The sequence below is a fragment of the Gemmobacter nanjingensis genome (genome assembly GCF_014652195.1).
GTDB lineage: Bacteria > Pseudomonadota > Alphaproteobacteria > Rhodobacterales > Rhodobacteraceae > Gemmobacter > Gemmobacter caeni.
Genome location: NZ_BMYI01000002.1, coordinates 525,260 through 551,972, shown reverse-complemented (window position 1 = coordinate 551,972; position 26,713 = coordinate 525,260). Strand labels below are relative to the sequence as shown.

Annotated in this window: 21 protein-coding genes; 12 read left to right on the top strand and 9 right to left on the bottom strand. The window is 64.8% G+C overall.

Annotated features, from left to right (window positions below):
- The first annotated feature begins 135 nt into the window (after window positions 1–135).
- The 3 genes from IE126_RS07660 to IE126_RS07650 all read left to right on the top strand — a co-directional run bounded on the left by IE126_RS07660 (window position 136) and on the right by IE126_RS07650 (window position 2,719).
- Window positions 136–1,026, top strand: coding sequence for a PfkB family carbohydrate kinase (locus IE126_RS07660; protein ID WP_108127379.1), 891 nt, complete (start codon window positions 136–138; stop codon window positions 1,024–1,026).
- A complete protein-coding gene (locus tag IE126_RS07655) occupies window positions 1,023–1,940 on the top strand; it encodes a pseudouridine-5'-phosphate glycosidase (protein WP_189380616.1) in 918 nt (305 codons plus the stop codon). Before IE126_RS07660 ends, IE126_RS07655 begins: the two co-directional genes overlap by 4 nt.
- 62 nt (window positions 1,941–2,002) lie before the next feature.
- Window positions 2,003–2,719, top strand: coding sequence for a DUF502 domain-containing protein (locus IE126_RS07650; RefSeq protein ID WP_108126743.1), 717 nt, complete (start codon window positions 2,003–2,005; stop codon window positions 2,717–2,719).
- On the opposite strand, the gene IE126_RS07645 is transcribed toward IE126_RS07650, so the two are convergent.
- A complete protein-coding gene (locus IE126_RS07645) occupies window positions 2,690–3,724 on the bottom strand; it encodes a patatin-like phospholipase family protein (RefSeq protein ID WP_054303718.1) in 1,035 nt (344 codons plus the stop codon). The genes IE126_RS07650 and IE126_RS07645 overlap by 30 nt on opposite strands.
- Window positions 3,725–3,761: 37 nt before the next feature.
- Window positions 3,762–4,535 (bottom strand): 3-hydroxybutyrate dehydrogenase, encoded by a 774-nt coding sequence (locus tag IE126_RS07640; RefSeq protein ID WP_108126745.1) that lies wholly within the window; start codon window positions 4,533–4,535, stop codon window positions 3,762–3,764.
- 293 nt (window positions 4,536–4,828) lie between these two features.
- On the opposite strand from IE126_RS07640, the gene IE126_RS07635 reads away from it, so the two are divergent.
- Entirely contained in the window at window positions 4,829–6,646 is a 1,818-nt protein-coding gene (locus tag IE126_RS07635; RefSeq protein WP_054303582.1) for an extracellular solute-binding protein, read from the top strand.
- Between the two features lie 249 nt (window positions 6,647–6,895).
- On the opposite strand, the gene IE126_RS07630 is transcribed toward IE126_RS07635, so the two are convergent.
- Complete coding sequence (locus IE126_RS07630) at window positions 6,896–7,519, bottom strand: helix-turn-helix domain-containing protein (RefSeq protein ID WP_054303581.1); 624 nt, start codon at window positions 7,517–7,519, stop codon at window positions 6,896–6,898.
- Between the two features lie 66 nt (window positions 7,520–7,585).
- Between IE126_RS07630 and IE126_RS07625 the strand changes: the two genes are divergently transcribed.
- The 4 genes from IE126_RS07625 (at window position 7,586) to IE126_RS07610 (ending at window position 12,728) form a co-directional block, all read left to right on the top strand.
- Window positions 7,586–9,100, top strand: a complete 1,515-nt coding sequence (locus IE126_RS07625; RefSeq protein WP_189380615.1) for a class I adenylate-forming enzyme family protein — start codon at window positions 7,586–7,588, stop codon at window positions 9,098–9,100.
- Entirely contained in the window at window positions 9,097–9,735 is a 639-nt protein-coding gene (locus IE126_RS07620) for a DsbA family oxidoreductase (RefSeq protein WP_189380614.1), read from the top strand. The genes IE126_RS07625 and IE126_RS07620 overlap by 4 nt, the downstream gene beginning before the upstream one ends.
- A 2-nt stretch (window positions 9,736–9,737) precedes the next feature.
- Entirely contained in the window at window positions 9,738–10,934 is a 1,197-nt protein-coding gene (locus tag IE126_RS07615) for a Bcr/CflA family efflux MFS transporter (protein ID WP_054303578.1), read from the top strand.
- Window positions 10,935–11,069: 135 nt separating this feature from the next.
- On the top strand, window positions 11,070–12,728 hold the full coding sequence (locus IE126_RS07610; protein WP_189380613.1) for a calcium-binding protein: 1,659 nt from the start codon (window positions 11,070–11,072) through the stop codon (window positions 12,726–12,728).
- Between the two features lie 47 nt (window positions 12,729–12,775).
- On the opposite strand, the gene mfd is transcribed toward IE126_RS07610, so the two are convergent.
- Window positions 12,776–16,243: a transcription-repair coupling factor gene (gene mfd, locus IE126_RS07605; protein WP_189380612.1), complete on the bottom strand. Its 3,468-nt coding sequence runs from the start codon at window positions 16,241–16,243 to the stop codon at window positions 12,776–12,778.
- Window positions 16,244–16,295: 52 nt separating this feature from the next.
- Window positions 16,296–16,820, bottom strand: a complete 525-nt coding sequence (locus tag IE126_RS07600) for a component of SufBCD complex (protein ID WP_189380611.1) — start codon at window positions 16,818–16,820, stop codon at window positions 16,296–16,298.
- A 170-nt stretch (window positions 16,821–16,990) separates the two neighbouring features.
- Between IE126_RS07600 and hemB the strand changes: the two genes are divergently transcribed.
- Both hemB and IE126_RS07590 read left to right on the top strand, forming a co-directional pair.
- Complete coding sequence (gene hemB, locus IE126_RS07595; RefSeq protein ID WP_054303717.1) at window positions 16,991–17,989, top strand: porphobilinogen synthase; 999 nt, start codon at window positions 16,991–16,993, stop codon at window positions 17,987–17,989.
- A 134-nt stretch (window positions 17,990–18,123) separates the two neighbouring features.
- Window positions 18,124–18,672 carry a lipid-binding SYLF domain-containing protein gene (locus IE126_RS07590; RefSeq protein WP_108126758.1) on the top strand — a complete coding sequence of 183 codons (549 nt, stop codon included), beginning with the start codon at window positions 18,124–18,126 and terminating at the stop codon, window positions 18,670–18,672.
- A gap of 83 nt (window positions 18,673–18,755) precedes the next feature.
- On the opposite strand, the gene IE126_RS07585 is transcribed toward IE126_RS07590, so the two are convergent.
- Window positions 18,756–19,625, bottom strand: coding sequence for an NAD(P)-dependent oxidoreductase (locus IE126_RS07585; RefSeq protein WP_054303573.1), 870 nt, complete (start codon window positions 19,623–19,625; stop codon window positions 18,756–18,758).
- A gap of 79 nt (window positions 19,626–19,704) precedes the next feature.
- Between IE126_RS07585 and IE126_RS07580 the strand changes: the two genes are divergently transcribed.
- Window positions 19,705–22,170: a penicillin acylase family protein gene (locus tag IE126_RS07580; protein ID WP_189380610.1), complete on the top strand. Its 2,466-nt coding sequence runs from the start codon at window positions 19,705–19,707 to the stop codon at window positions 22,168–22,170.
- 231 nt (window positions 22,171–22,401) lie between these two features.
- Window positions 22,402–23,439 (top strand): hypothetical protein, encoded by a 1,038-nt coding sequence (locus IE126_RS07575; protein ID WP_189380609.1) that lies wholly within the window; start codon window positions 22,402–22,404, stop codon window positions 23,437–23,439.
- Window positions 23,440–23,479: 40 nt separating this feature from the next.
- On the opposite strand, the gene hflX is transcribed toward IE126_RS07575, so the two are convergent.
- The 3 genes from hflX to IE126_RS07560 form a co-directional block, all read right to left on the bottom strand.
- The gene (hflX, locus tag IE126_RS07570) at window positions 23,480–24,754 is read right to left on the bottom strand and encodes a GTPase HflX (protein ID WP_308429973.1); all 1,275 of its coding nucleotides are present in this window, start codon (window positions 24,752–24,754) and stop codon (window positions 23,480–23,482) included.
- A gap of 62 nt (window positions 24,755–24,816) precedes the next feature.
- Window positions 24,817–25,050, bottom strand: a complete 234-nt coding sequence (hfq, locus tag IE126_RS07565) for an RNA chaperone Hfq (RefSeq protein ID WP_054303569.1) — start codon at window positions 25,048–25,050, stop codon at window positions 24,817–24,819.
- A gap of 137 nt (window positions 25,051–25,187) precedes the next feature.
- Window positions 25,188–26,702 (bottom strand): potassium transporter TrkG, encoded by a 1,515-nt coding sequence (locus tag IE126_RS07560; RefSeq protein WP_054303716.1) that lies wholly within the window; start codon window positions 26,700–26,702, stop codon window positions 25,188–25,190.
- Between the last annotated feature and the right edge of the window lie 11 nt (window positions 26,703–26,713).

The window sequence follows — 26,713 nt, the reverse complement described above, 5'->3', positions numbered from 1 at the left end:
ATGCCTCCGGCGGGGATATTTTTGCCAAGATGAAGACACACCGTCCTCCGCTTTCATCTTGGCCTTAAATATCCCCGCCGGAGGCTCCCGCAAGCGTCACTTGCGCAAAGGCCGGGCTTGGGCGACAAGGCAGACATGACACCTGACATCCTTTGCATCGGTTCGGTCCTGTGGGACATCATCGGCCGCTCGCCCGCCGTCATGCGGGTAGGATCGGACGTGCCGGGCCGCATCACCCGGCTGCCGGGCGGCGTGGCCATGAACATCGCCATGACACTGCGCCGTTTCGGGCTGGTGCCGGGTCTGATCACCGCCATCGGCCGCGATGCCGAGGGCGAGGAGCTGGTGGCCGCCTGTGCCCGGATGGGCATGGTGACCGATCATATCTACCGCTCCGAGGATCTGCCGACCGACCGCTACATGGCGGTCGAGGGCGCAAACGGGCTGGTGGCGGCAATTGCCGATGCGCATTCGCTGGAGGCGGCGGGCGACAAGATCCTGCGGCCGCTTTCAGATGGACGCCTGGGCAGTGCATCCGCGCCCTGGGCCGGGCCGATCGCGCTGGACGGCAACCTGACCGAGGCGCTGTTGTCCGAAATCGCCGCTTCGCCGCTCTTCGCCCTGTCGGACCTGCGGGTCGCCCCCGCGAGCCCCGGCAAGGCCGAACGCCTGCGCCCGCTGATGGCGCATCCGCGCGCGACGCTTTATGTCAATCTGGAGGAAGCGGGGCTGCTTTGCGCCGCCGAATTCGCCGCTGCCCCCGCGGCGGCCGAAGGCCTGCTGGCCCGCGGCGCGCATCGGGTGCTGGTCACCGATGGCGGGCGGCCATGTGCTGAAGGCAAGCGGGGCGCTGGCGTCATCTCGGATCGCCCGCCCGAGGTGCTGGTGACGCGGATCACCGGCGCGGGCGACACCTTCATGGCCGCGCATATCGTGGCCGAACAGCGCGGCGCCAGCCGCGAACAGGCGCTGGCCGCCGCCCTGCGCGCCGCCGCCATCTATGTATCAGGAGAAATCGGATCGTGACCCTGCCGCTGACATTCACTCCCGAGGTCCGGGCCGCGCTGGACGAGGGCCGCCCCGTGGTGGCACTGGAATCCACCATCATCACCCATGGCATGCCGTTCCCACAGAATGTGGAAGCCGCCCGCGCGGTGGAGGCCGAAGTGCGTGCGCATGGCGCCGTGCCCGCCACCATTGCGGTGATGGACGGGCGCATCCACATCGGGCTGTCTGATGCGGCGCTGGATGCGCTGGGGCAAGCTCAGGGTGTCATGAAACTCAGCCGCGCCGATCTGGCGGCCTGTCTGGCCATGGGGCGCATGGGGGCAACCACGGTGGCTGCCACCATGATCTGTGCCGCGCTGGCGGGGATCGAGGTCTTTGCCACCGGCGGTATCGGCGGCGTGCATCGCGGCGCCGATACCAGCTTCGACATTTCCGCCGATCTGCCGGAATTCGCACTGACTGCGGTGACTGTGGTGGCAGCCGGAGCCAAGGCCATCCTCGACCTGCCGAAAACGCTGGAAGTTCTGGAAACCCAGGGCGTACCGGTCATCGCCTATGGTCAGGATGCCTTCCCCGCCTTCTGGTCCCGCGATTCCGGCCTGCGCGCGCCCCTGCGGATGGACAGCGCGGCCCAGATCGCGGCGGCACAGGTGATGCGCGGTCAACTGGGCCTCTCCGGCGGGCAACTGGTGGCCAACCCGATCCCGGCCGAGGCGGAAATCCCGCTGGACGAGATCGGCCCCGCCATCGAAACCGCGCTGGCCGAGGCCGAGGCGCAGGGCATCGCCGCCAAGGAGGTCACGCCCTTCCTGCTGGACCGCATCTTCACGCTGACCGACGGCCGCTCGCTGGATGCCAATATCGCCCTTGTTCTGAACAATGCCCGGCTTGCTGCGCAGATCGCGGGCGAAATCGTCCGCCTGCGGGCGTAACGCAGCGGCAAACGGTTGAAACCGCCGCGCGCAGCACCATGCTCGCGCGGCAGGAGTGCCCGATGACCCCCGATCAGCCCACCGAACCCCACCGCCGCCGCAGCCTGTTTGCCGGACTTCGGGCCAGCTTCCTGACCGGGCTGGTCGTGGTTCTGCCCATCGGGCTGACGGTCTATCTGGTCTATGCGGTGATTGGCTGGATCGACAGCTGGATCATCCCGCTGATCCCGCACAACTGGCGCCCCGAGGCGCTGATGGGGTATTACTTCGGCCCCGGCATGGCCTATCCGGTGCGCGGCGTCGGCGTGGTGGTGTTTCTGCTGTTCACCATCCTTGCCGGATGGGTGGCCAAGGGCCTGATCGGCCGCACGCTGATCGCCCGGACCGAGGCGCTGGTCGACCGGATGCCGGTCGTCCGGTCAGTCTATGGCGGGTTCAAGCAGGTCACGGAAACCTTCTTCGCCAAATCCGAGCGCAGCTTTGATCGCACCTGTCTGGTGGAGTTTCCCCGCCCCGGCTGCTGGGCCGTGGGATTTGTCGCCACCACGGCCAAGGGCGAGATCGCCGCGAAACTGCCGACCGACCGGCAGATGATCGCGGTTTTCGTGGCGCTGACCCCCTTTACCTCGGGCATCCTGCTGTATCTGCCCGAGGAAGATGTGATCCTTCTGGACATGAAGGCCGACGAAGCGGTGAAGCTGATCGTCTCAGCCGGGCTGGTGGCGCCGACCGCGAAAGATATGCGCGCCCTAGCCGAACAGGCCGCGCAGGTCGATTGAGCTTTCGCGGCCGATGCTGGCCTTGTGCCGGTGCAGGAAGCCCGCGCAGGCCTTGCGTCCCGCCGCCTTCAGCCGGGCCAGAAACGCCGGATCGGGGCTGAGCTTGCTGCCCGCGTCGAGTTCATTCATCAGCTTTTCATCCGACACCAGATGCAGGTTGATGTCCTTCATCGCGCCTTCGGGCATCCGCCCCTCGGCAATCAGCCGTTTGACAAAAGCGACCGAACGCAATTCGCCCAGCAGTGCGGCATTGAAACTGATCTCGTTGATCCGGTCCTGAATCTCGACCGGCGTCATCGGGATCGCGTCGCGCCGCAGCGGATTGATGGCGATGACGAGGATATCGTCGGGCAGATGCGGCAGATACAGCGGGAACAGCGCCGGATTCCCGGTGAAACCACCATCCCAGAACACTTCCATCTTGCCGGTCGCAGGATCTTCCAGCTCGATCGCCTGAAAGGCCGTGGGCAGGCAGGCAGAGGCAAGCAGCGTGGCCGGCGAAATCTCGGCGCCAGAGAACACCCGGATCTTGCCGCTGCGCACATTGGTGGCGCTGACGAACAGGTCAGGCCCCGCCGTGGAACAGACATGGGTGAAATCGAAACGCGCCACCACCTCGTGCAGCGGATTCTGCCAGAACGGCCCCCAGGAATAGGGGCTGAAGATTTGCGCCGCGATCCCGGCGGGGGAGACGGGCACCGCCGCCGCAGCGACCTCGGCCATGGCTGTCGCCATGGGAAAGGCCGCCGTGACCCAGCGCGCCACCCGCAGGTTGCCCAGCTGGCCGACATCGGTCCAAAGCCGGTCAAGGCTTTCGCGCGCGGCCTGCGGCCCGCCCTGCAACAGCCCCATCTTCAGCGCGGCCGCATTCAGCGCCCCCGCCGATGTGCCGGTGATCCCCGCGATTTCGATATCCGGCTCTTCCAGCAGCCGGTCGAGCACGCCCCAGGTGAAGGCGCCATGCGCGCCCCCGCCCTGCAAGGCCAGATTGAGGCGCAGCGTCACCGGGCCGCGCCCCTGCCGTTCATCGGGGCAGACTGCATCACATCGCGGTCCAGCCGCCATCGACGCTGATCGTCGTGCCGGTGATCTGGGCTGCGGCTGCGCTGGAGAGGAAGACCACGGTGCCGCCGATTTCCTCAACCGTGGCGAACTGGCGCGAGGGCTGACGGTCCAGCATGACTTCGCGGATCACCGTCTCGCGATCCATGTTGTGCACCTTCATCTGGTCGGGGATCTGCGCCTCGACCAGCGGGGTAAGCACATAGCCGGGGCAGATCGCATTGCAGGTGATGCCCTTGCCCGCGGTTTCCAGCGCCACCGTCTTGGTCAGGCCGACAACGCCATGCTTGGCCGCGACATAGGCCGACTTGAACGGCGAGGCGGTCAGGCCATGCGCCGAGGCGATGTTGACGATCCGTCCCCAGCCCGCCTTGCGCATGCCCGGCAGCGCGGCCGCCGTGGTATGAAAGGCCGAGGTCAGGTTGATCGCGATGATCGCATTCCATTTCTCGACCGGAAAATCCTCGACTGGCGACACGAACTGGATACCGGCATTGTTCACGAGAATATCGCAGCCGCCCGCCTTTTCGATCAGGCCACGGCAATCCTCGGCCTTCGACATGTCGGCGGCGATATAGCGCACATTCACACCATGTTCCGCCGCCAGTTTCGCGGCCAGCGCGTGATCCTCGTCGCGGTCGGTGAAGCTGTTGATCACCACATCGGCTCCGGCTTTTGCCAGTTCGATGGCGGTGCCAAGGCCGATCCCCGAATTCGATCCGGTGACGACCGCCCGTTTTCCCTTCAGCGTCATGTCGCTTCTCCTGTACTGGATACGCCGTCAACATAGGCGTTTGACGCGGCATCGCCAGCCTTTTCGTGCCGCATTGCAGCACAGTCCCGGGAACGTGAAAGCCAAAAAAAACGCCGGCACGAAGCCGGCGTTAAGTCTTTGAGGCAGGTTTCATACAGGCAAGAAACCTATCGAGCAGTGGCCCCTTTATACCGCGTGGCGCCGTGCAGTCCAAGTTAAAAGTTTGAAAATCCACGATTGCCGGAATAGTGTCCGGCCCAAGAAAAACAGGGCTGCGAAGGATTGTCGCCGGAATGATACAGGTTTTTTTCGGGAAATTTCGCGTGATCGCCCTAGCTGCGACGGCGATTCTCGGTGCGGCTCCGGTCTGGGGCGACTCACCCGCACATGGCATAGCTATGTATGGAGAACCTGCCCTCCCACCGGATTTTGTGTCCCTCCCCTATGTCAACCCCGAAGCGCCGAAGGGCGGCCGCATCGTGCTGGGGGAAAATGGCGGCTTCGACAGTCTCAACCCCTTCATCCTCAAGGGGGTGGCACCGCGCTACATCGCGCTCTACAGCACCGAAACCCTGCTGGCGCGCAGCTTTGATGAACCCTTCACCCTATATGGCTTGCTGGCCGAATCCGTGACCACCGATTCGTCGCGCAGCTATGTGGAATTCACCCTGCGCGAGGGCGCGCGCTTTTCGGATGGCAGCCCCGTCACGCCCGAGGATGTGCTGTGGTCTTTTGCGACCCTGGGAACCGAGGGCCATCCGAAATACGCGAATGCCTGGGCCGCAATCGCCAAATCCGAAATCACCGGCCCGCGCAGTCTCCGCTTCACCTTTTCCAGCCCCAACCGCGAATTGCCGCTGCTGCTGGGTCTGCGCCCGGTGCTGAAGAAGGCGCAATGGGAGGGCAAGGATTTCACCGCCTCCACGCTGGAGCCGCCCATTGGGTCGGGCCCCTATGTCGTCGCGGGTCTGGAGCCGGGGCGCTATCTCTCGCTCCGCCGGAACCCCGACTGGTGGGGCAAGGATCTGCCGGTCAATCGCGGACGGCAGAACTTTGATGAAATCCGGGTCGAATACTTCTCGCTCGACACGGCGCAGTTCGAGGCGTTCAAGGCGGGCGAGCTGTCGCTTTATCGCGAAACCAATCCGGTAAAATGGCTGCGCAACTTCGATTTTCCGGCAGTGACACGCGGCGACGTGGTGAAGGACGAAATCCCGCATGGCCGCCCCTCGGGGATCGAGGGTTTTGCCTTCAACACCCGCCGTCCGCTCTTTGCCGATTGGCGCGTGCGTGAGGCGCTGATCCTCGCTTTCGATTTTGAACAGGCCAATACGGTGCTGAATGACGGCGCTCTGCCGCGCATCGCCTCGTATTTCTCGAACTCGCCGCTGGGCATGCTGCCCGACACGCCCGCCGAGGGGCGCGAACGCGCCCTGCTGGAGCCTTTCGCAGGCGATCTGCTGCCCGGCACTCTGGAAGGCTACAGCCTGCCCAGGGGGGATGGCAGCGGCGCCAACCGCAAGAACCTGCGCGCGGCAACCAGACTGCTGGCCGATGCGGGCTGGACCGTGCAGGACGGCACGCTGCGCAACGCGGCGGGCACGGCGTTCAGCTTTGAAATCCTGCTGACCAACGGCCAGCTCGATATGATCGGGGCCGCCAGCATCTATGTCGAATCGCTGAAACGGCTGGGCATCAGGGCGCATGTCACCACCGTGGACAATGCGCAGTATGTCGAGCGGACAAATGCGTTCAACTTCGACATGACGCATTTCATCCGTGCGCTGTCGCTCAGCCCCGGAACGGAGCAGCGGCTTTACTGGGGATCGGCCGCCGCCACCGTGCCGGGATCGCGCAATTGGCCGGGCATCGCGTCGCCTGCTGTGGATGCCCTGATCGACGAAATGCTTTCCACCACCGAACCCGAGGAATTTGTCGCGGCGACACGCGCACTGGATCGTGTGCTTACAGCGGGTAGATATGTCGTGCCGCTGTGGTATTCTCCGGTCGCGCGCGTCGCGCATGACCGCCGCGTCACCCGGCCGGATCCTATGCCGCTTTATGGCGACTGGCCCGAGGTGACGCCGGATGTGTGGTGGCAGGCGCAGTAAGAAACAAGAACGAAGAAACCGAGGCAGAGTGTTATGAATATCTGGAAACTGACGGCGGTTCTGGCGCTGGCTGTTCTGGCGGGCTGCAATACCGTGGATGGCGTGGGCCGCGATATTTCGGGCGGGGCAAACCGGGTCGCAGGCTGGTTCTGACCGGAAATCCGTTGTTGCGAATGTCATGGAACAGGACGGCATCGCGGATGCCGTCTTGCCTTTTGCCATGTGCAACGGGAAAAGGTTGCCCGCTGGTCAGGGCAGCGAGGTGACCCAGAGGATGGTCGCATCCTCATCACTGAGCGAGATCACGTTATGTCCCATGGTCGCGTCATAATAGGCGCTGTCGCCCCGGCGCAGATCCACGGGTTCATAGAATTCGGAATAAAGCCGCACGATCCCGGTGAGGACATACAGGAACTCCTCGCCGTCGTGGCGCACCCAGCCGTCGAACTCCTCTGGTGTGCGGGCGCGGATGGTGGCGCGATAGGGAAGCATCTGCTTTCCCTTCAGCGGCCCCGCCAGAAGTTCGTGTTCATAGGTCGTGGTGGCATGGGCCTGCCCCTCGCCCGCCTTGGTCACTGCAAGACGTCCGTTCACCTGCGCCCGCGCGGGCGGGGTAAAGAGTTGCGGCACCGAAATCGCCAGCCCGCCGGCCAGCTTCTTCAGCGCCTCATAGGTGGGCGACATCTGCCCGTTCTCGATCTTCGACAGGGTTGACCGCGCCAGCCCGGCCCGTTCCGCCGCCTGTTCCAGCGTCCAGCCTTTCGCCTTGCGCAACTCCCGCACACGGGTGCCGAGGTCCAGCGGCTCGACAATCGTCTCCGCTCCGCTTTCGCGGGCAATACGGATCAGCGACGGGGGTTCGTTCCTGCTCATGGCACTGTGCATTACGGCAGGGCGCGGCGTCTTGCAACGCGCTCGCACGGGGAATAGCAAGGCCGGATGTTGTCCCTTACCGATCCTGGCGCGCCGATCCCGGTTCCGGCCGCGTTCAATCTGGCCGCGCATGTTCTTGCGGCAGGTGCTGCCACACCCGACAAGCCCGCGCTTCAGATCGTCCGCCCCACCGGCGCGGAGCGCTGGAGCTATGCGCGGCTGATCGCCGCCGTTCGGGGGGCCGCTACCGGCCTGCTGGCCGAGGGTCTGCATCCCGGCGACCGGGTGCTGCTGCGGCTGGGCAATGAACCGGCTTTCGCTGTGGCCTTCCTTGGCGCCATTGCCGCCGGTCTGGTGCCGGTGCCGACCTCGGCGCAGTTGACGGGAACCGAGATTACCGCGATGGCTTCCCGCCTGTCACCGCGTCTGGTGATCGCGGGGGACGGCGTCGCCCTGCCCGACCTGCCCGATATTCCGGTGCTGCCTGCCGCGCGGCTCGCCGCCATGACCGATCTGCCGCCTGCCGAATGGCACATGGACCGGGCTGACCGGCCCGCCTATATCGTCTTTACCTCTGGCACCTCGGGGCGTCCGCAGGCGGTGGTGCATGCGCATCGCGCTATTCTGGGCCGCGGGCTGATGCACCAGGGATGGGAGGGGCTGGGCCCCGACGACCGTCTGATGCATGCCGGCGCCTTCAACTGGACCTATACGCTCGGCACCGGGCTGATGGACCCCTGGACGGTGGGCGCGACCGCGCTGATCCCCGGTGCCGGGGTGACGCCCGCGCAGTTGCCTCTGCTGCTGAAGCGTTTCGACGCCACGATCTTCGCCGCTGCCCCCGGTGTGATCCGCCAGATGCTGCGCGGCACCCTGCCCGCCCTGCCGCGCCTGCGCCATGGTCTCAGCGCCGGGGAAACCCTGATCCCCGCCCTGCGCAGCCAGTGGCAGGCCGCCACCGGCACCGACCTGCACGAGGCGCTGGGCATGTCGGAATGTTCCACCTTCATCTCGGGCAGCCCCGACCGTCCGGCGCCCGTGGGCTGCGCGGGCTTCCCGCAGGCCGGGCGCCGCATCGCGGTGCTGGGAGACGCTGGCCCGGTGCCGCGTGGCACGCCCGGCACGCTGGCGGTGGGGGCAGATGATCCGGGTCTCATGCTCGGCTATCTGGATGCGCCCGAGGCGACCGAGGCGCGGTTCCGTGGCGGCTGGTTCCTCACCGGCGATCAGGTCTGCATGCGCGAGGATGGCGCCATCACCTATCTGGGTCGCGACGACGACCAGATGAACCCCGGCGGCTATCGCGTCTCCCCCATGGAGATCGAGGCCGCGCTGGCGCATCTGCCGGGCGTCGAGGATCTGGCGGTGACCGAGGTCGAGGTGTCGCCCGGCAACCGCGTCATCGCCGCCTTTTACACCGGCCTCACCGCGCTGGACCCCGCGCCGCTGGAGACCGCCGCCGCCGCGTCGCTGGCCCGTTACAAGCAGCCGCGTATCTGGCAGCAGGTCGCCGCCCTTCCCCGCAACCCCAACGGCAAGCTGAACCGCCGTGCGCTTGCCGCGCTCTGGACCCCGCAATGATCCGTCTCGATGTCTTCGCCGATCCCGTCTGCCCGTGGTGCTATCTGGGCAAGGCCCAGCTTGACCGCGCGCTGGAGGCCAATCCCGACCATCCGTTCACATTGGAATGGCATCCGTTCCAGCTGAACCCCGGCCTGCCCGCCGAAGGGGTGGACCGTGCCGATTACATGCTGCGCCTCTTTGGCACGCAGGAGCGCGCGGTGCAGGCGCATCTGCGGCTGGAAGAGCTGGGCCGCGAGGCCGGGGTCAATTTCGATTTCGCGGCCATCACGCGCGTGCCCAACACGCTGGACGCCCATCGCCTGATGCACTGGGCCGGGTTGGAAGGGCGGCAGGGCGCCGTGATCTCTGCCATGTTCCGTGCTTACTGGCGCGAGGGACGCGATATTGGCGACCGTGCGGTTCTGGCCGATCTGGCCGCAGGCTCCGGGATGGATCGCGCCATGGTCGCCCGGCTGCTGGACAGCGACGCCGACCGCGACACGGTGCTGAGCCGTGATGCCCATGCGCGCGAGCGCGGGGTGAATGCAGTGCCGACCTTCATCATTGCCGATACCTATGTGGTATCGGGCGCCCAGAAGCCCGCATTCTGGGCCGATGTGATCCGCGACATCGCGGAAAGAGGAGACGAGTGACCATGACGACGCGCAGGCTGTCACAACCCGAATTCATCGCCATGATCGCGTTTCTTTTCGCGCTCATCGCCTTCTCCATCGACGCCATGCTGCCCGCGCTGCCGCAAATCGCGCTGGAACTGACGCCCGACGCCACGAACCGCGCGCAGCTGATCGTGACCAGCTTCGTTCTGGGCATGGGGCTGGGCACTTTCTTTGCCGGGCCGCTGTCGGACAGTCTTGGGCGCAAGCGTGTCATCCTCGGGGGGGGAGCGATCTATGCGGTGGCGGCTATCGTCGCGCATTTCGCGCCGACGCTGGAAACCGTGCTGGCGGCGCGCGTGGTACAAGGCATCGGTGCGGCCGGGCCGCGTGTCGTGTCGCTGGCGCTGGTGCGCGACCTCTACAAGGGACGCGAGATGGCGCGGATCGTCAGCTTCGCCATGATGATCTTCACCCTCGTCCCCGCCGTGGCACCGCTGATCGGCAGTTTCATCATCGCGGGCTTCGGCTGGCGCGCGATCTTCCTTGGCTTCCTGTGCTTCGCGGCAGTGCCGCTGCTGTGGCTGACCCTGCGCCAGCCTGAAACGCTGCTGCCTGCCGCCCGCCGACCGCTGAGCGTGCCTGCACTGGTGCAGGCGCTGCGCGAGGTTCTGACCAACCGCATCGTGGTCATCGCGATGCTGGCGCAGACCTTCTGCTTTGCCGCGCTGTTCGGCACGCTGTCCTCGACCCAGCAGATCTTCGACACCACCTTTGGCCGCGCCGAAAGCTTTCCGTTCTGGTTCGCGCTGATTGCCATTCTGTCGGGCAGCGCCAGCGTCATCAACGCCACGCTGGTGGTGCGGCTGGGCATGCGGCTTCTGATCAGCACGACACTGGCCGCGCAGGTCGCCCTGTCGCTGTGTTTTGCCCTGATTTCCGCCAGCGGCCTGCTGCCCCCCGACCTTTACTTCGGTGTCTATGTGTTCTGGACCATCACCGTCTTCATGGTGGCGGGCCTGACGCTGGGCAACCTGAACGCCCTCGCGCTGGAGCCGGTGGGTCATATCGCCGGGATGGCGGCCTCTGTCACCGGCTCGCTGGCGACGGTGGTCGCGGTTGCAATCGCCGCCCCGCTGGGTCTTGCCTTCGACGGCACGCCCGTTCCGCTGGCCTTCGGGGTCTGTGCCCTGACGGCTGCGGGCTTCCTGCTGATGAAACTCATGCCGGGCCGCTGATTGCGGCCCGATTCTTTTTTCCATTCCCGGGCGAGTTTTCTGCGCCCGACAATGATTTTTCACATTTTCGCCCCGCTTGACCATTAACCACAGGGTCACAGGGGCAAGACACATCCATTTTGCAGAGGACAACACATGACGACCATTACCCTCACCGGCTTTCAGGTCGGTTACTCGGCCTCGACTCCGAATGCTATTTCTGCGTCGACCATCGACATCGTGGCGAATACCGGCTTCGGCTTCGAATACAGCTTCGATGCGCCCGTAAGCGGTGACTATTCTTCCATCACCATCACCAAGATCGTCGGTTCGGCCTATGGCGTGAACGTCGACGGCGGGCCGGTCAACCTGAATACCCAGGCGGCCATCGCCGAAGTGAACTGGGGCGGCACGAACTTCACCAAGATCATGCGCGTGACGACCTCGGACGGCAATGACCACTTCTTCGTCATCGACGGTGATGAACTGCCGGCTTTCGCGGATATCAACGCCTACAACGCTTTCCTGGCTGACGCCTATGCCAGCTCGGATGTGAGCGAATGGTCGAGCACCCGTCTCGGGCCGGGCTTCCGTCTGTATCCGAAAAACTTCGACTCGATGTCGGGCACGGCCGAAAACGATCTCATCATCGGGATCGACGGCGTGCATGACTGGAGCGAATCCTATCTGAGCGCGGGCATCGGCGATGACACCGTGTCCGGCACGGTGGGCGATGACAAGCTGCGCCTTGGCTCGGGTGCCGATATTGCGGATGGCCGCGGCGGCAATGACCGTATCTTCGGGGAAGCGGGCAACGACAGCATTAACGGCGGCAGCGGGGCCGATACCGTTGACGGCGGGACCGGCAACGACTCCATCAGTGGTGGCGCCGACAATGACCGTCTGCTGGGCCGGATCGGGGATGACACGATCAGCGGCGATGCTGGCAACGATTATATCCATGGCGGCTCCGGCACCAACCTGCTGGATGGCGGCACCGGCGACGACACCGTGACCGGCGGCAGTGGCGTCGACCAGATCTTCGGCGGCGTCGGCAACGACCGCGTTCTGGCCGGTGGCGGCAGCGATCTGGTGGATGGCGGCGATGGCAATGACAAGCTCAGCGGTGGCTCCGGCAATGACACGCTCTTTGGTGGCGATGGCAACGACACCGTCAGCGGCGGTTCCGGTAATGACGTGATCCAGGGCGGCGCGGGCACCAATACGCTCGCCGGCGATGCCGGGAACGATACGATCAACGGCGGCAGCGATGCCGACAAGATCACGGGCGGCTCCGGTAACGACCAGATCACCGGCCAGTCCGGGGACGATGTGATCAACGGCGACAGCGGCGACGATCAGATCGACGCGGGCCTCGGCAACGATACCGTTCTGGGCGGTGCCGATAACGATACGATGTTCCTGGGCGGCGGCAACGACCGTGGCGATGGTGGCAGCGGCAACGATGCGATCACCGGGGGCAGCGGCACCGATACGCTGATCGGCGGCACCGGCAACGACACGCTGGATGGCGGTTCGGGCGATGACCGGCTGAGCGGCGGTCGCGGTGCCGATACCTTCGTCTTCGGCGACAACGGCGGCTCGGATACGATCACCGATTTCCGCGATGGCGTCGACACGCTGCTGATCGACACCAACCTGGGTGTGTCGAACTTCACCGAACTGCGCGATCTGGGCGAGGCTGTGGGCCGCAACCTCGTGTTCACCTTCGAAACGGGCGACACGCTGACCCTGCGCAATACCAAGATCTCGCAGCTGGCGGGTGACGTGGTGTTCGACGACTTCCTGCTCTGACCGGCAGTCGACAGATGTGAAAGGCCCGGGCCAGCGCCCGGGCCTTTTCATTTGCCCTTCGGTTTCAGGATTTTTTCCGCCAGATCGCGCGCGATGCCGAAGGCGCCGCGGATGCGGTCGCCCTCGGTCGGCCAGTCGACGGCCAGCACGATCTTGTTGCCTGCGACCTTCGCCCCACCGCCCTGCGCCTGCAAATATTCCACCAGCCCCGCCGGATTGGCGAATTTGTCATTGTGGAACTGCACCGTGGCGCCTTTCGGCCCCGCATCCAGCCGCGAGATGCCCGCCTTCTTGCACATCGCCTTGATGCGCACGACCAGCATGAGCGTGTTCACCTCTTTCGGCAGCGGCCCGAAACGGTCGATCAGTTCGGCGGCGAAACCCTCCAGCTCCACCTTGCTCGCCAGATGGCTGAGCCTGCGGTAAAGCCCCAGCCGGATATCCAGATCGGGCACATACTCCTCGGGGATCAGCACGGGAACGCCAAGGTTGATCTGCGGCGCCCATTGATCGTCGACCGGCGCGAGGCCGGTAATCTCGCCCGATTTGATCTTGGAAATCGTCTCCTCCAGCATCTGCTGGTAAAGTTCGTAGCCGACTTCCTTGATATGGCCTGACTGTTCTTCGCCCAGCAGGTTCCCCGCCCCGCGCAGGTCGAGGTCGTGGCTGGCAAGGTTGAACCCGGCACCGAGGCTGTCGAGGCTCGCCAGCAGCTTCAGCCTCTTCTGCGCCTGCGGCGTCAGCGGGCTGCGCGGTTTGGTGGTCAGATAGCAATAGGCCCGGGTTTTCGACCGGCCGACGCGACCCCGGATCTGGTAAAGCTGGCTGAGGCCGAACATGTCGGCGCGGTGCACGATCATCGTGTTCGCGGTCGGAATATCGAGCCCGCTTTCCACGATCGTGGTGGCCAGCAGCACGTCGTATTTCCCGTCGTAGAACTCGTTCATCCGCTCATCAAGATCACCCGCCGCCAGCTGGCCATGCGCCGCGACATAGCTGACCTCCGGCACATGGGTCCGCAGGAAATCCTCAATCTCGGGCAGATCAGCCACGCGCGGCACCACGAAGAAGCTTTGCCCCCCGCGATAGCGTTCGCGCAACAGTGCCTCGCGCAGCGTCACGGTATCAAACTCGCTGACATAAGTGCGGATCGCCAGCCGGTCCACTGGCGGGGTGGCGATGATCGAGAGGTCGCGCACGCCCGTGAGCGACAGTTGCAGCGTGCGCGGGATCGGCGTCGCGGTCAGGGTCAGCACATGCACCTCGGCGCGCATTTCCTTCAGCCGCTCTTTGTGGCTGACGCCGAAATGCTGTTCCTCGTCGATGATCAGCAGCCCGAGGTTCCTGAACTTCACCCCCTTCGCCAGCAGCGCATGGGTGCCGACGCAGATGTCCACCGTGCCATCTTCCAGCCCCTTGCGGGTGGCGGCGGCATCCTTGGCGGAAACGAAGCGTGACAAGGGCCGCACCTCGATCGGGAAGCCGCGGAAGCGTTCGGCGAAGCTGCGGTAATGCTGGCGCGCCAGCAGCGTGGTCGGGCAGATCACCGCGACCTGCATCCCCGCCATGGCGGCGACAAAGGCGGCGCGCATCGCAACCTCGGTCTTTCCGAAACCCACATCACCCACGACCAGCCGGTCCATCGGATTGCCGGCCTCAAGATCCGCCACCACATCGGCGATGGCGTTCAACTGGTCGTCGGTTTCCTGATAGGGGAAGCGGGCGGCAAAGGCCTCCCACGCCGAATGCGGCGCCTCGAGGATCGGTGCATGGCGCAGGTGGCGTTCGGCCGCGATCCGCATTAGCCGGTCGGCAATCTCGCGGATACGCTCCTTGAGCTTTGCCTTCTTCGCCTGCCATGCCCCGCCGCCCAGACGGTCCAGCAACCCGTCCTCATGACCATAGCGGCTGAGGAGTTCGATATTCTCGACCGGCAGATAAAGCTTGGCGTCCTCGGCATAGACCAGATGCACATATTCATGCGGCGGGCCGGGGCGGTTGCGCGGCGGTTCGGGCACGCGCAGGGTTTCCAGACCGACGAAGCGCCCGACACCATGTTCGACATGCACCACCAGATCGCCGGGGCTCAGCGTGCCAAGGTCTTGCAGGAAGTTCTCGGCCCGTTTCTTGCGACGCGGTTTGCCCAGCAGACGGTCGCCCAGCACATCCTGTTCGGAAATCACCGCAAGGCCCGGCGCGGTAAAGCCCTCGTCCAGCGCCCAGACCGCGAGGAACAGCCCGCCCTTGCCTTCCGGCACTGCGCGCAGATCGGCGACTTCAGCGGTGGCCGAAAGCCCCTGATCCTCCATCAGCCCCTTCAGCCGCTCGCGCGCCCCCTCGGACCACGAAGCAATCACCACCTGCCGCTCTGTCCGCAGGCTGCGCACATGATCGGCCAGCGCACCGAACAGGCTCAGGCTTTCCACCTGCCGCTCGGGCGCGAAATTGCGCCCGATCCGCCCGCCCGCATCCAGAACGCCCGGACCGGGGCTTTGCGGCAAAGGCGAAAGCTGGATCACCCGATGCCCGGCAATCGAAGCCTCGAAGGCGGCGTCATCAAGATAAAGCGCCTCGGGCGGGCACGGTTTGTAAACCGTATCCATGCGCCCCTTGACGCCCAGATGCTCACGCCGCGCCTCATATTGATCGGCGATCCCCTCCCAGCGCGACAGCCGTGCGGGTGTCACCTGATCGTCCAGCATGACGCTGGCATCGGGGAGATAGTGGAACAGCGTCTCCAGCCGGTCATGGAACCACGGCAGCCAGTGCTCCATCCCCTGATGTTTGCGGCCCGCGCTGACCGCCTCATACAGCGGATCATCCGTCGTGGCACCGAATTCGATGCGATAGGTCTGGCGGAAGCGGGTGATCGCCGCCTCGTCCAGCATGACCTCCGACACCGGCGCCAGATCGACGGCCGTCAGCTTTTCGGTGGTGCGCTGGCTTTCGGGGTCAAAGCGGCGGATGCCATCCAGCACATCGCCGAAAAAATCAAGCCGCACCGGCCCACCCTCGCCCGGCGGATAGATGTCAACGATACCGCCGCGCAGCGCGTAATCGCCGGGTTCGGTCACGGTGGTCGTCGGTGAAAACCCCATGCGCGCCAGGTAGTCGCGCAAGGCGCCCTCGTTCACCCGTTCGCCCACACGGGCCGAGAAGGACGCCGCCCGCACCACCTCGCGCGCGGGCAGGCGCTGCGTCACCGCGTTCAGCGTGGTCAGCAGGATGAAGCGATCCGCCACCCCATGCGCCAGCAGCGCAAGTGTCGCCATCCGGCGGGCCGAGATTTCGGGATTGGGCGACACCCGGTCATAGGGCAGGCAGTCCCAGGCCGGGAAATCCAGCACCAGCGCATCGGGCGCCATGAAGGCCAGCGCGCGGCGCATCGCCTCCATCCGCTTGTCGTCGCGCGCGACATGCACCACGGCCCGGCCACGCGACAGTTCCTTCGCCAGCAGGCGGGCATCATATCCCTCTGGCGCACCGCCGAGGACGATCTTCATCTGTTCCGACATGAGCCCCGATCTAACCCCTGCGTCGCCGAAGTAAAGCCTTGCCCGGAACCGCCTAGCCCAGAACGCCGATATGCATGTTCTGGTACATCCCCCACAGCGAGGTCAGCAGAATGGCGATCATCCCGATCAGCTGCGTCCCCATCCGCAGATGCACCAGCCGCCGCACCAGCGCCTCGCCCCGGTGGTCGCCATCCGCGATGCGGTGGGCGCTGCGGACCGAAAGGGTCGAGACGACCACCATGGGACAGAACAGACAGAAGGCGGCCTGGGCGAACTCGATCCCGTAGTAAAAGCCCAGAACCACCAGCAGCGTCAGGATGAAGGCCACGAACCCCGCGATCCACAGACCCGAGACATGGGTGATGTAAAGCAGCCGGTTCACATTGACCCGCGCCATCGCCTCCAGATCCTCCAGCGCCTGACCGCCGCTGCGACGCGCGCGCAGCACTAGATCGAAGGGCACCCCCAACACCCAATGGCTTGTCATCGACCATTGCACCGCCAGCATGATCCAGAACCACAGGTTCGAGAATGACCGCATGTCGATCAGTTCGAATATGGTTTCATACCACTGCATGCAACTCTCCGGTCGTGTCCCGCCGTTCGGAAACGGCCGCCCCGGCAAATGGCGGGACTGCGGCATTCCTATCCTTGCAGCGCAGGCTTTTCCATGGCAGGCAGAAAAAAATCCGGCGCGGGGTGGCTGGCCCATCCCCGCAAATCAGGACTTGCCGCAAGGACATGACGATGCATCCCAGCCAGGCCGCCTTTCCCGCCACCCGTTTCCGCCGTGTCCGCCGCACGGAAAGCCTGCGCCGGCTGACACAGGAAAATGTGTTGACAACCAATGACCTGATCTGGCCGATCTTCATTCGCGACGGCGAGAATATCCGCGAACCCGTGATGTCGATGCCCGGTGTCGACCGGCTGTCGATCGACCTCGCGGTGCAGGCGGCGGAAGAGGCGGCGGCGCTTGGCATCCCGGCGCTCTGCCTCTTTCCCTATACCGATCCTTCTGTCAAAACCGAGACCTGCGAAGAGGCCTGGAACCCCGACAACCTGACCAACCGCTGCATCCGTGCCATCAAGGCGGCAGTGCCGGAAATCGCGGTGATGACCGACATCGCGCTCGATCCCTATAACTCCAACGGCCATGACGGCCTTGTGCGCGACGGCATCATCCTGAATGATGAAACGGTCGAGGCGCTGGTCCGCATGGCGCTGGCGCAGGCCGACAGCGGCGCTGACATCCTCGGCCCCTCCGACATGATGGATGGCCGGATCGGCGCGATCCGCGCGGCGATGGAAGCCGCGGGCCACAAGGACGTGGCGATCCTGTCCTATTCCGCCAAATATGCCAGCGCGTTCTACGGGCCGTTCCGCGATGCCGTGGGCGCCTCGGGCGCGCTGAAGGGGGACAAGAAGACCTATCAGATGAACCCCGGCAACAGCGACGAAGCCCTGCGCCTGATCGAGCGTGACCTGCGCGAGGGCGCTGATATGGTGATGGTCAAGCCGGGCATGCCCTATCTCGATATCTGTCGCCGCGTGAAAGACAGCTTTGGCGTACCGACCTATGCCTACCAGGTCTCCGGTGAATATGCGATGATCCGGGGCGCGGCCCTGAACGGCTGGATCGATGGCGAAAAGGCCATGGTTGAAAGCCTTCTGGGCTTCAAACGCGCGGGCTGCGACGGCATCCTGACCTATTTCGCCCCCGCCGTCGCGCGGCTCCTGCGGGCCTGACGGGCGGTCTTTCGCCGGAACCGGCCCTGCCGCCGGTCAAGGGCAAGTGACATGCGCCACCTGATCCGCTATATGTGGATTGGACGGCCCGTCAGAGGCCATGCGGCAGCGCCGCAAGCAATGAGAGGCAGAGCATGATCGACAGACGCACCTTTCTTCTGTGCTCGGGCGCGGCCTTCGCGCTGGGCGCCTGTGGCAATGGCGTGGGCGGGCGTGGCAGCGCCACCATCGACGCCCGTGTGGACGAGACGCGGAACTACCTGTTCAACCGCTACCCCGGCACGCGCGATCTCGCCTCCAAGGCTTACGGCGTGCTTTACATGCCGCTGGTGACCGAGGCGGGCTTCGGGATCGGCGGCGCCTTCGGTCGCGGGGCGCTGCGCATCAATGACGTGACGGTGGATTACTATTCCGCCGCGAAGGCCTCCATCGGGCTTCAGATCGGTGCTCAGCAATATGCCCATGCACTGTTCTTCATGACGCAGGATGCACTCAGCGATTTCCGCCGCTCGCCGGGCTGGGCTGCTGGTGCTGACCTGAAATACGCCACTCCGGAACAGGGCGCCTCCATTGGCAAGGACACGACCGAAATCGACCCGGTGATCGCGCTGGTCTTCGGTCAGGCGGGCCTGATCGCGGGGGCCACGCTGTCGGGCACCAAATACACCCGCATCATCCCGTAAAGCAAAAGGGGCAGGAAAACCCGCCCCATTTGCTTCTTGCCGAAATACTCCGGGGTCCGGGGCAGCGCCCCGGTCCTGTCGGTTCAGTCCCGCGTCAGGCGCCGGATCAGGCTCGACGTGTCATTGCGCCCGCCGCCCATGTTCTGCACTTCCTTGTAGAATTGATCCACCAGCGCGGTAACAGGCAGCGATGCGCCGATCTGGTCAGCGGTTTCCAGACAGATCTTCAGATCCTTGCGCATCCAGTCCACCGCAAAGCCGAAATCGAACTGACCGGCCAGCATGGTCTTGTGGCGGTTTGCCATCTGCCAGCTTCCGGCTGCCCCCTGACTGATCACCTCGACCACCGCCTCGCCGTCAAGCCCCGCCTTCTGCCCGAAGGCCAGCGCCTCCGACAGGCCCTGTACCAGGCCGGCAATGCAGATCTGGTTCATCATCTTGGCAATCTGCCCGGCGCCGCTGTCGCCCAGACGGCGGCAGATGCGGGCATATGCGGCTATCACCGGCTCGGCCCGGTCATATTCGGCCTGGGCGCCCCCGCACATCACGGAAAGCACGCCATTCTGCGCCCCGGCCTGCCCGCCGGACACAGGCGCATCGACGAAGCCCTTGCCTTCCCCGGCGGCGACCGCCGAAAGTTCACGCGTTACCTGTGCCGAAACCGTGGTGTGGTCGACGAAGATCGCACCGCGCTCCATCCCTGAAAAGGCGCCATCCGCGCCAAGGCAGACGCTGCGCAGGTCGTCATCATTGCCGACGCAGGCCATCACGAATTCCGCCCCCTGGGCCGCCGCGCGCGGCGTGGCGCCCCAGCCACCGCCAAATTCCGCAACCCAGGCCTTCGCCTTCGCCTCGGTCCGGTTATAGACCATCACCTCATGGCCCTTCGCCACCAGATGTCCTGCCATCGGATAGCCCATGACCCCAAGGCCGAGAAATGCCACCTTCGCCATCGTGAACCCTCCTGCAATTGCCCCCGGACGCAGGATCGACTAGGAACGCATCTCGGGTTCAAGGTCAAGGACGCGCCCCATGCTCATGGTTTTCCGCTGGATGCTCCGCATTTTCACGGGGCTTGTCGTTCTGGCCGGTCTGGCGCTGGTCGGGGCGTATTATTTCCTTTCGCGGTCCCTGCCGGATTACAACGAGGATTTTACCCTGCAGGGGCTGCATGCCCCGGTCGAAATCGTGCGCAATAATGACAATGTGCCGCATATCTTCGGCTCGGATGACCGGGACGTCTATTTTGCGCTGGGCTTCACCCATGCCCAGGACAGGCTGTGGCAGATGACCATGCTGCGCCGCACCGCGCAGGGGCGACTGTCCGAGGTCTTTGGCAACCGGACCCTGAAGATTGACGAGCTGATGCGGCGCTATGACCTCTATCGTTATGCGACTGAGGCGGTGGCCGTTCAGGATGACCCGACCCGCGCCGCGCTGGAGGCCTATGCAGAAGGCGTCAATGCCTGGATTTCCGAGGTGAATCGCGGCGCCCGCGGGCGTGGGGCGCCGGAGTTCTTCTTTTTCTCGAACGAGATCGCTGCATGGCAGCCCGCCGACAGTCTGGCCATCCTCAAACTGATGGCTTTGCAACTGACGGGCCAGCTGGAGGATGAGGTGATCCGCGCCCGGCTGTCGCTGACCCTGCCGGAACAGCGCCTGCGTGACATTCTGCCCGATGATCCGGGTCAGGCCATCGCCGCCCTGCCCGACTATGCGCAGATCGTGCCCGGCCCCTTCCCGCAGGGCGCCCCGCGCCGCTATGCGGAAGATCCGCTGTCGCCCTTCCCGCGCCGGGGCTTTTCGGGGGCCTCCAATGCCTGGGCGGCGGCTCCGTCACGGGCGGCTGCCGGTGGCACGCTTCTGGCCAATGACCCGCATCTGGGCTTCACGGCGCCGACGCTTTGGTATCTGGCCCGGCTGGAACTGCGCTCGGGCGGTGTGATCGGCGCGACGATTCCGGGCGTGCCCGTCGTGCTTGCGGGCCGGTCCGAGGCTTTGGGCTGGGGTCTGACCACTGCTTATGTCGACGATCAGGATCTGCATATCGAAGAGGTCAATCCCGCCAATTCCGAAGAATACCGCACCCCGGACGGCTGGAAGAAATTCGAAACCCGCCGCACCATCATTCAGGTCAAGGATGCGGCCCCGGTCACCATCACCCTGCGCTGGACCGACAATGGCCCGGTGCTGCCCGGCTCGCATTACGATCTGGCCACTATCACCCCGCCCGGCCATGTCATGTCGCTCAGCTGGACCGCGCTGACAGCGCAGGACACTTCGATGACCGCCGCCATCCGCCTGATGGGTGCAAAAAGCACTGCCGAGGCGATTGAGGCGGGCCGCCTGTTCGTGGCCCCCGCGCAGAATCTGATGCTCGCTGACCGCGAGGGCATCGCCATGCAGATCATCGGCGCGGTGCCGCAACGCGATGCGCGCAACCAGACCCGCGGCCGGATGCCCTCGCCCGGCTGGCTGGCCGAAAACCGCTGGCTCGGAACCTTTCCCTACGAGGAAAATCCGCGCTTCGTGAAACCCGCGACCGGCATTCTGGGCAATACCAACAACAAGACGGTGGACCAGCCCTTCCCCCGGCACCTGTCCTACAACTGGGGCGATACACAGCGCGTGCAACGCTGGCTGACGCTGATGAAGACGCGCGAGGTGCATACCCGTGAAAGCTTCATCGAGGCGCAGCTCGATACCGTCAGCCCGACTGCCCGCGCCATCCTGCCCCTGGTCGGCGCAGATCTGTGGTTCACCGGCGAGGCCGCCCCCGAGGGCACGCCCGAACGGCTGCGCCAGCGCGCGCTGGAACTGATGGCCAAGTGGAACGGCGAGATGAACGAACATCTTCCCGAACCGCTGATCTATCAGGCCTGGATGCGGGCGCTGCAAGACCGGCTGATCCGTGACGAGATCGGGCCGCTGGCGGATTCCTTCACCAAGATCGAGCCGGTGTTCCTGGAACGCGTCTACCGCAATATCGACGGCGCAGGTGCATGGTGTGATGTCATCCAGTCGGCACAGGTGGAGACCTGCACCGACATGGCCCGCATCGCACTGGATCAGGCGCTGCTGGAGCTGTCCGAGAAATACGGCCGCAATCTGGAAAGCTGGCGCTGGGGCGATGTGCATCAGGCGGCCCACGACCATCCGGTGCTGGGGAATGTGCCGATCCTGCGCTATTTCGTGAATATCCGCCAAAGCACCAGCGGCGACGACAATACGCTGATGCGGGGCAGCCCAAAGGGCACCGGCCCCGATCCCTGGCTGAACGTCCATGGTGCGGGTTATCGCGGCGTCTATGATTTCGCCGATCCCGACAGTTCGGTCTTCATCATTGCCACCGGGCAGTCGGGGCACCCGCTCAGCCGTCACTATGACAATCTGGGTGAACGCTGGCGGCGGGGCGAGTACATCCCGATGTCGCTCGACCCGGTTCTGGCCCGCGCGGCCTCGGTCGGCGACAGCCACCTGCGCCCGCCTGCGCCCTGAGCCTCACAAATTAGGGCGGAAATGCGGCGACATTCAGGCGCCACTTTTATCCTGCCTTGCGAACATCGCGCAAGGCATTGATAAAAATGAGAAATTTTCCGTGTCCGATATGGAAACGGACATTTTCCGACTGCCACATGGCGTCCATGCCTTGAATTTGCCACAAACCTCACGGGGGCGCAAAGAGTGACCGGACCTGCAAAGGGCCGCGCTCAGGCTATGGGGACAGTCATGGCAGACAGCAGACTATACGAATACAATCTTGAAGGCGTGAAGTTCACCGCCGAACTCTACATCGGCCAGTCGGGCGAGGTCGAAGCGAAGGTCACGATGCTGGAGGGGCATGCCGACTTCAATACGATGTATTGGGGCGACGATTCCTTCGTGGGCGACAGCGCGACGGTCGACAACCCGAACCACCAGCCGATCGACCTTGAGGCCGCAGGCATCAAGTGTCAGGACGTGCAATTCGACCACGCGCAGAAGATGTCGGCCCCCGGCTTCGAATGGGAAGGCGCGGACAAGCCGACCTATCTGGAAGCGGGCGAAACCGGTTTCGTCACGCTTTCGGGGGAAACCAACCTCGACAATGTGGATGTGCTGGGCTTCTGGGGCACCAACGCCTCGACCCCGGATGGCGAGATGAATGCGGTCGCCGGGGACGGTATTGCGGATTGCGGTGAAGACGACTGCGATCACGACCACGGCGGGGAAGATGACGAGGACGACGATGATTGCGACGGCGGCAAGTCGCATCACGGTGGCAAACATTGCGGTGGCAAGGATGACCACGGCAAGGACGACGATGACGACAAATCCTGCGGTGGCTGGGGCAAGTGGGATCGTGACGACGACCACGGCGGCAAAGGCGGCTGGGGTAAGGGCTCCGACTGGGGCAAAGGTCACGACTGGGGCAAGGGCAACGATTGGGGTAGGGGCAACGACTGGAGCCATGGCGGCAGCTGGGGCAAGGGCGATTGCGGCACCGGCAAGGATGTCGGCTGGGGCAAAGGCGCTTCCTGGGGTAAGGACTGGGGCCATGGCAAGGGCGGCGAGGCCGATTGCGGCGGCAGCAGCAAGGCCCTGGGCTGGTTCAAGCCGCTGGGCGGCGGTCTGGCCTCAAAGTTCATCAACCTCGATCCGGCCAAGTTCTATGAATCCTGCATGACCCAGAAAGATGCGGACGAAGATCAGGACCAGGGCCACCAGAACGAGGATGACGATGATCATCCCGGTGGCGGCCACGGCGGCTGGCACGCCTTCCTGTGACCTGAAACAGAACGGGCGGCCTCCTGGCCGCCCGATTTCATCACAGTTCGCGGTAGCGTTTTTCCTGCCGCGCGGTCCAGCGCACCCGGATGGCCCAGCCCTCTTCGCCCTGCACTTCTTCCTGCACCACGCCTTCGGCATGCAGCCAGGCGCGCCTGCGCCCCTCGGCAAAGCCAAGCATCAGATCACGGTCGGACTTCTCTTCATCAAATGCGCGGCTGACAGCCTCCAGCAGCGTATCAATCCCCTCGCCGGTCAGCGCCGAAACGGCGAAAACCCCGTCGCGCGTGGCACTTTGCGCCAGCAACGCCTCATGCGTGGTGGGGTCCAGCAGATCGAGCTTGTTCCAGACCTCGACCATCGGCGTTTCCGCCTTCACCCCGAGGCTTTGCAGGATATCAGCCACATCCGCTGCCTGTTCGGCGGTTTCGGGATGGGCAATATCGCGCACATGCAGGATCAGATCGGCCTCAAGCACCTCTTCCAGCGTGGCGCGGAAGGCGGCGACCAGTTGCGTCGGCAGGTCCGAGATGAAGCCCACCGTATCCGACAGGATCACCTTGCGCCCCGAGGGCAGCGTGACACCGCGCATCGTCGGGTCCAGCGTCGCGAACAGCATATCCTTGGCCAGCACCTCGGCCCCGGTCATCCGGTTGAACAGCGTCGATTTGCCTGCGTTGGTGTAGCCCACCAGCGCCACCACCGGAAACGGCACCTTGCGCCGGGCACTGCGGTGCAGTTCGCGCGTTTTCACCACCTTTTCCAGCTGGCGGCGAATGCGGATCACCTGATCGTCGATGGCGCGACGATCGGCCTCTTTCTGCGTCTCACCGGGGCCGCCGACGAAGCCGAAGCCGCCGCGCTGACGTTCCAGGTGGGTCCAGGCCCGCACCAGCCGCGTGCGCTGATAGCTGAGCGCCGCTAGTTCGACCTGCAAGACCCCTTCCCGCGTCCGGGCGCGATCCGCGAAGATTTCTAGGATCAGGCTGGTGCGATCCAGCAGCTTGACGCTCCATTCCTTTTCCAGATTGCGTTGCTGGATCGGCGAAACCGGGCCGTCGATCAGCACCAGTTCCACCTCTTCGGCGTGAAACTTCGCCTTCAGTTCGGCCAGCTTGCCCGATCCGAACAGCGTGCCGGGGTGCACACGCGGCAGGCGCACGACCTCGGCCCCCAGAACCTCCATCCCCGGCAGGGCGACGGCGAGCGATTCGGCTTCGGCCAGGCGAAGCTCTGGCAGGCGTCGGGACGATTCCGCCCGGATATCGGGGTGGAGAATCCAGGCACGCGTGGGTTGCGCGGCCGTCTCATGCAGATCAACCCCACCGTCGCGGGACGGCGGGGCGAAGCTGTCTTCATCCTCGGGAAGATCGGAAATCAGTCTTCACCCTCGTAAAGATTGATCGGCGCGCCCGGCATAATGGTGGAAATCGCATGTTTGTACACAAGTTGCGATTGACCGTCGCGGCGCAGCAGAACGCAGAAGTTGTCAAACCAGGTGATAACGCCTTGCAGCTTCACCCCGTTGATCAAAAAGATGGTAACCGGAACCTTCGCCTTCCGGACATGGTTCAGGAAAGCGTCCTGCAAATTCTGTTTATCGGCAGCCATTCTTTATTGCCTTTTTTTGTCGCGCGGTTCTGTCCGCCGCCCCTTCCCAGTCGTTCCGTCAGGCAGCGGAATCAGTATGTCTGGCAAATCTGCCAGATTCCAGCCCCAAAATCAGGCCGTTATCGCCCACATGAACATTACTTCCGCCATTGCTCGGGTGCCAGAAGCGCCAGAAGGGCCAGCGCCTCGACCCGCCCCAGCACCATGGCGAAGCCCAGAACCAGCTTGGCGGGCGTGCCAAGTGCCGAAAACAGAACGGCACTTTCTCCGGCGAAGCTGGCAATCGGTCCGGTGGTGGACAGGGCGGAAATCGCAAGGATCAGTGACTGGTCGAACCCCTGCCCGGTCAGCGTCAGCGCCGCGACAATGACCGCGATTGAAACGGCAAACAGCATGAAGAACACCCAGGCCAGCCGCGCGCCCTCTCCCCGCAGCCGCCGCGCCACCGTGCCCTGCCCGCCGATGGAATGCGGATGGATCAGCCGTTCCATCTCGCGCTGGCCATGGCGGAACAGCGCATAGACCCGCAGGAGCTTTACCCCGCCCGCCGTGGTGGCGACACCGCCACCGATCATCGCAAGGCCCAGAAGGATCAGCCCGTGCGTCTCCAGCCCCGACCAGAGCTGCGCTGCCGCCCATTGCGACGAAGGCAGCCCGGTGGTCGTCAGGAAGGACAGGGTGGTGAAAGCCGTGCCCCAGAGCACGCGCAGAAACGAGACGAGGTTCTGCCCCTCGGCATTCTCGATGGCACCGACCCAGTGACGCAGGAACAGCACGCCTGTGACCACGAAGACGATGGCAGCGGCCATGCGCAGTTCGGGGTCATGCGGCAGGCTGCGGGCGCGCTCGCCCAGGGCCGGGCCGGCCGGATAGGCGCGGCGGGTGATGGCGGGCAACAGGAACAGCGCGATCAGGATCTCGCCCGGAATGCCCGAACCGGAAACACCTGCATTGCCGCCGGGCATGATGCCGCTCGTCGAAACCGTGGCCATCGCCAGACACAGCGCGCGGAACCCGGCCTCGCCCATCAGCACAAGCCCGCACCACAATACCAGTGTGAACCCCGCATAGGCCGGGAAAAGCTGTACCGCGAAGCGGGTCACGCGTTGCGACGGGTCCGCGATGCGGGTGATCTGCGGTGCGCCTGCGCCCGGTGTGCCGCGCCCGGCCAGAACCTCCATCCCGCCAAGGTTCATCGGCAGCAGCACAGCGACGCCCATCAGCAGGATGAAGAAGCCACCCAGCCAGCCGACCAGTGCCCGCCACAGATGCAGCGAATCCGACAGCCTCCCCGGCGTTTCATAAACAGTGGCACCTGTGGTCGTGAAGCTTGACAGCATCTCGAACCAGGCATTGACGAAAGAGGTGTCACGCACCGCCTCGTTCAGCGGAACCGCCAGCATCAGCGGCAGCACCAGATAGGCCCCGACCAGCGCCTTCAGATGGCTGTGCCGGGCATCGCGCGGCTGCCAGTTGGCCGTGGCCAGCGCAATCATGCCGGTCAGGATGGAAAAGATCAGTGCGCCATAAGCAAAGGCGCGCCCCACCGGATAGTCGCGATGGGCAAAGGCATAGGCCGCAGGAACCAGCATCGCAGCCGTCGCAATCCCCATCAGGATCACAAGAAGCGGCAGGTTCAGCAGGCGGCGCATCGGCATCGGCC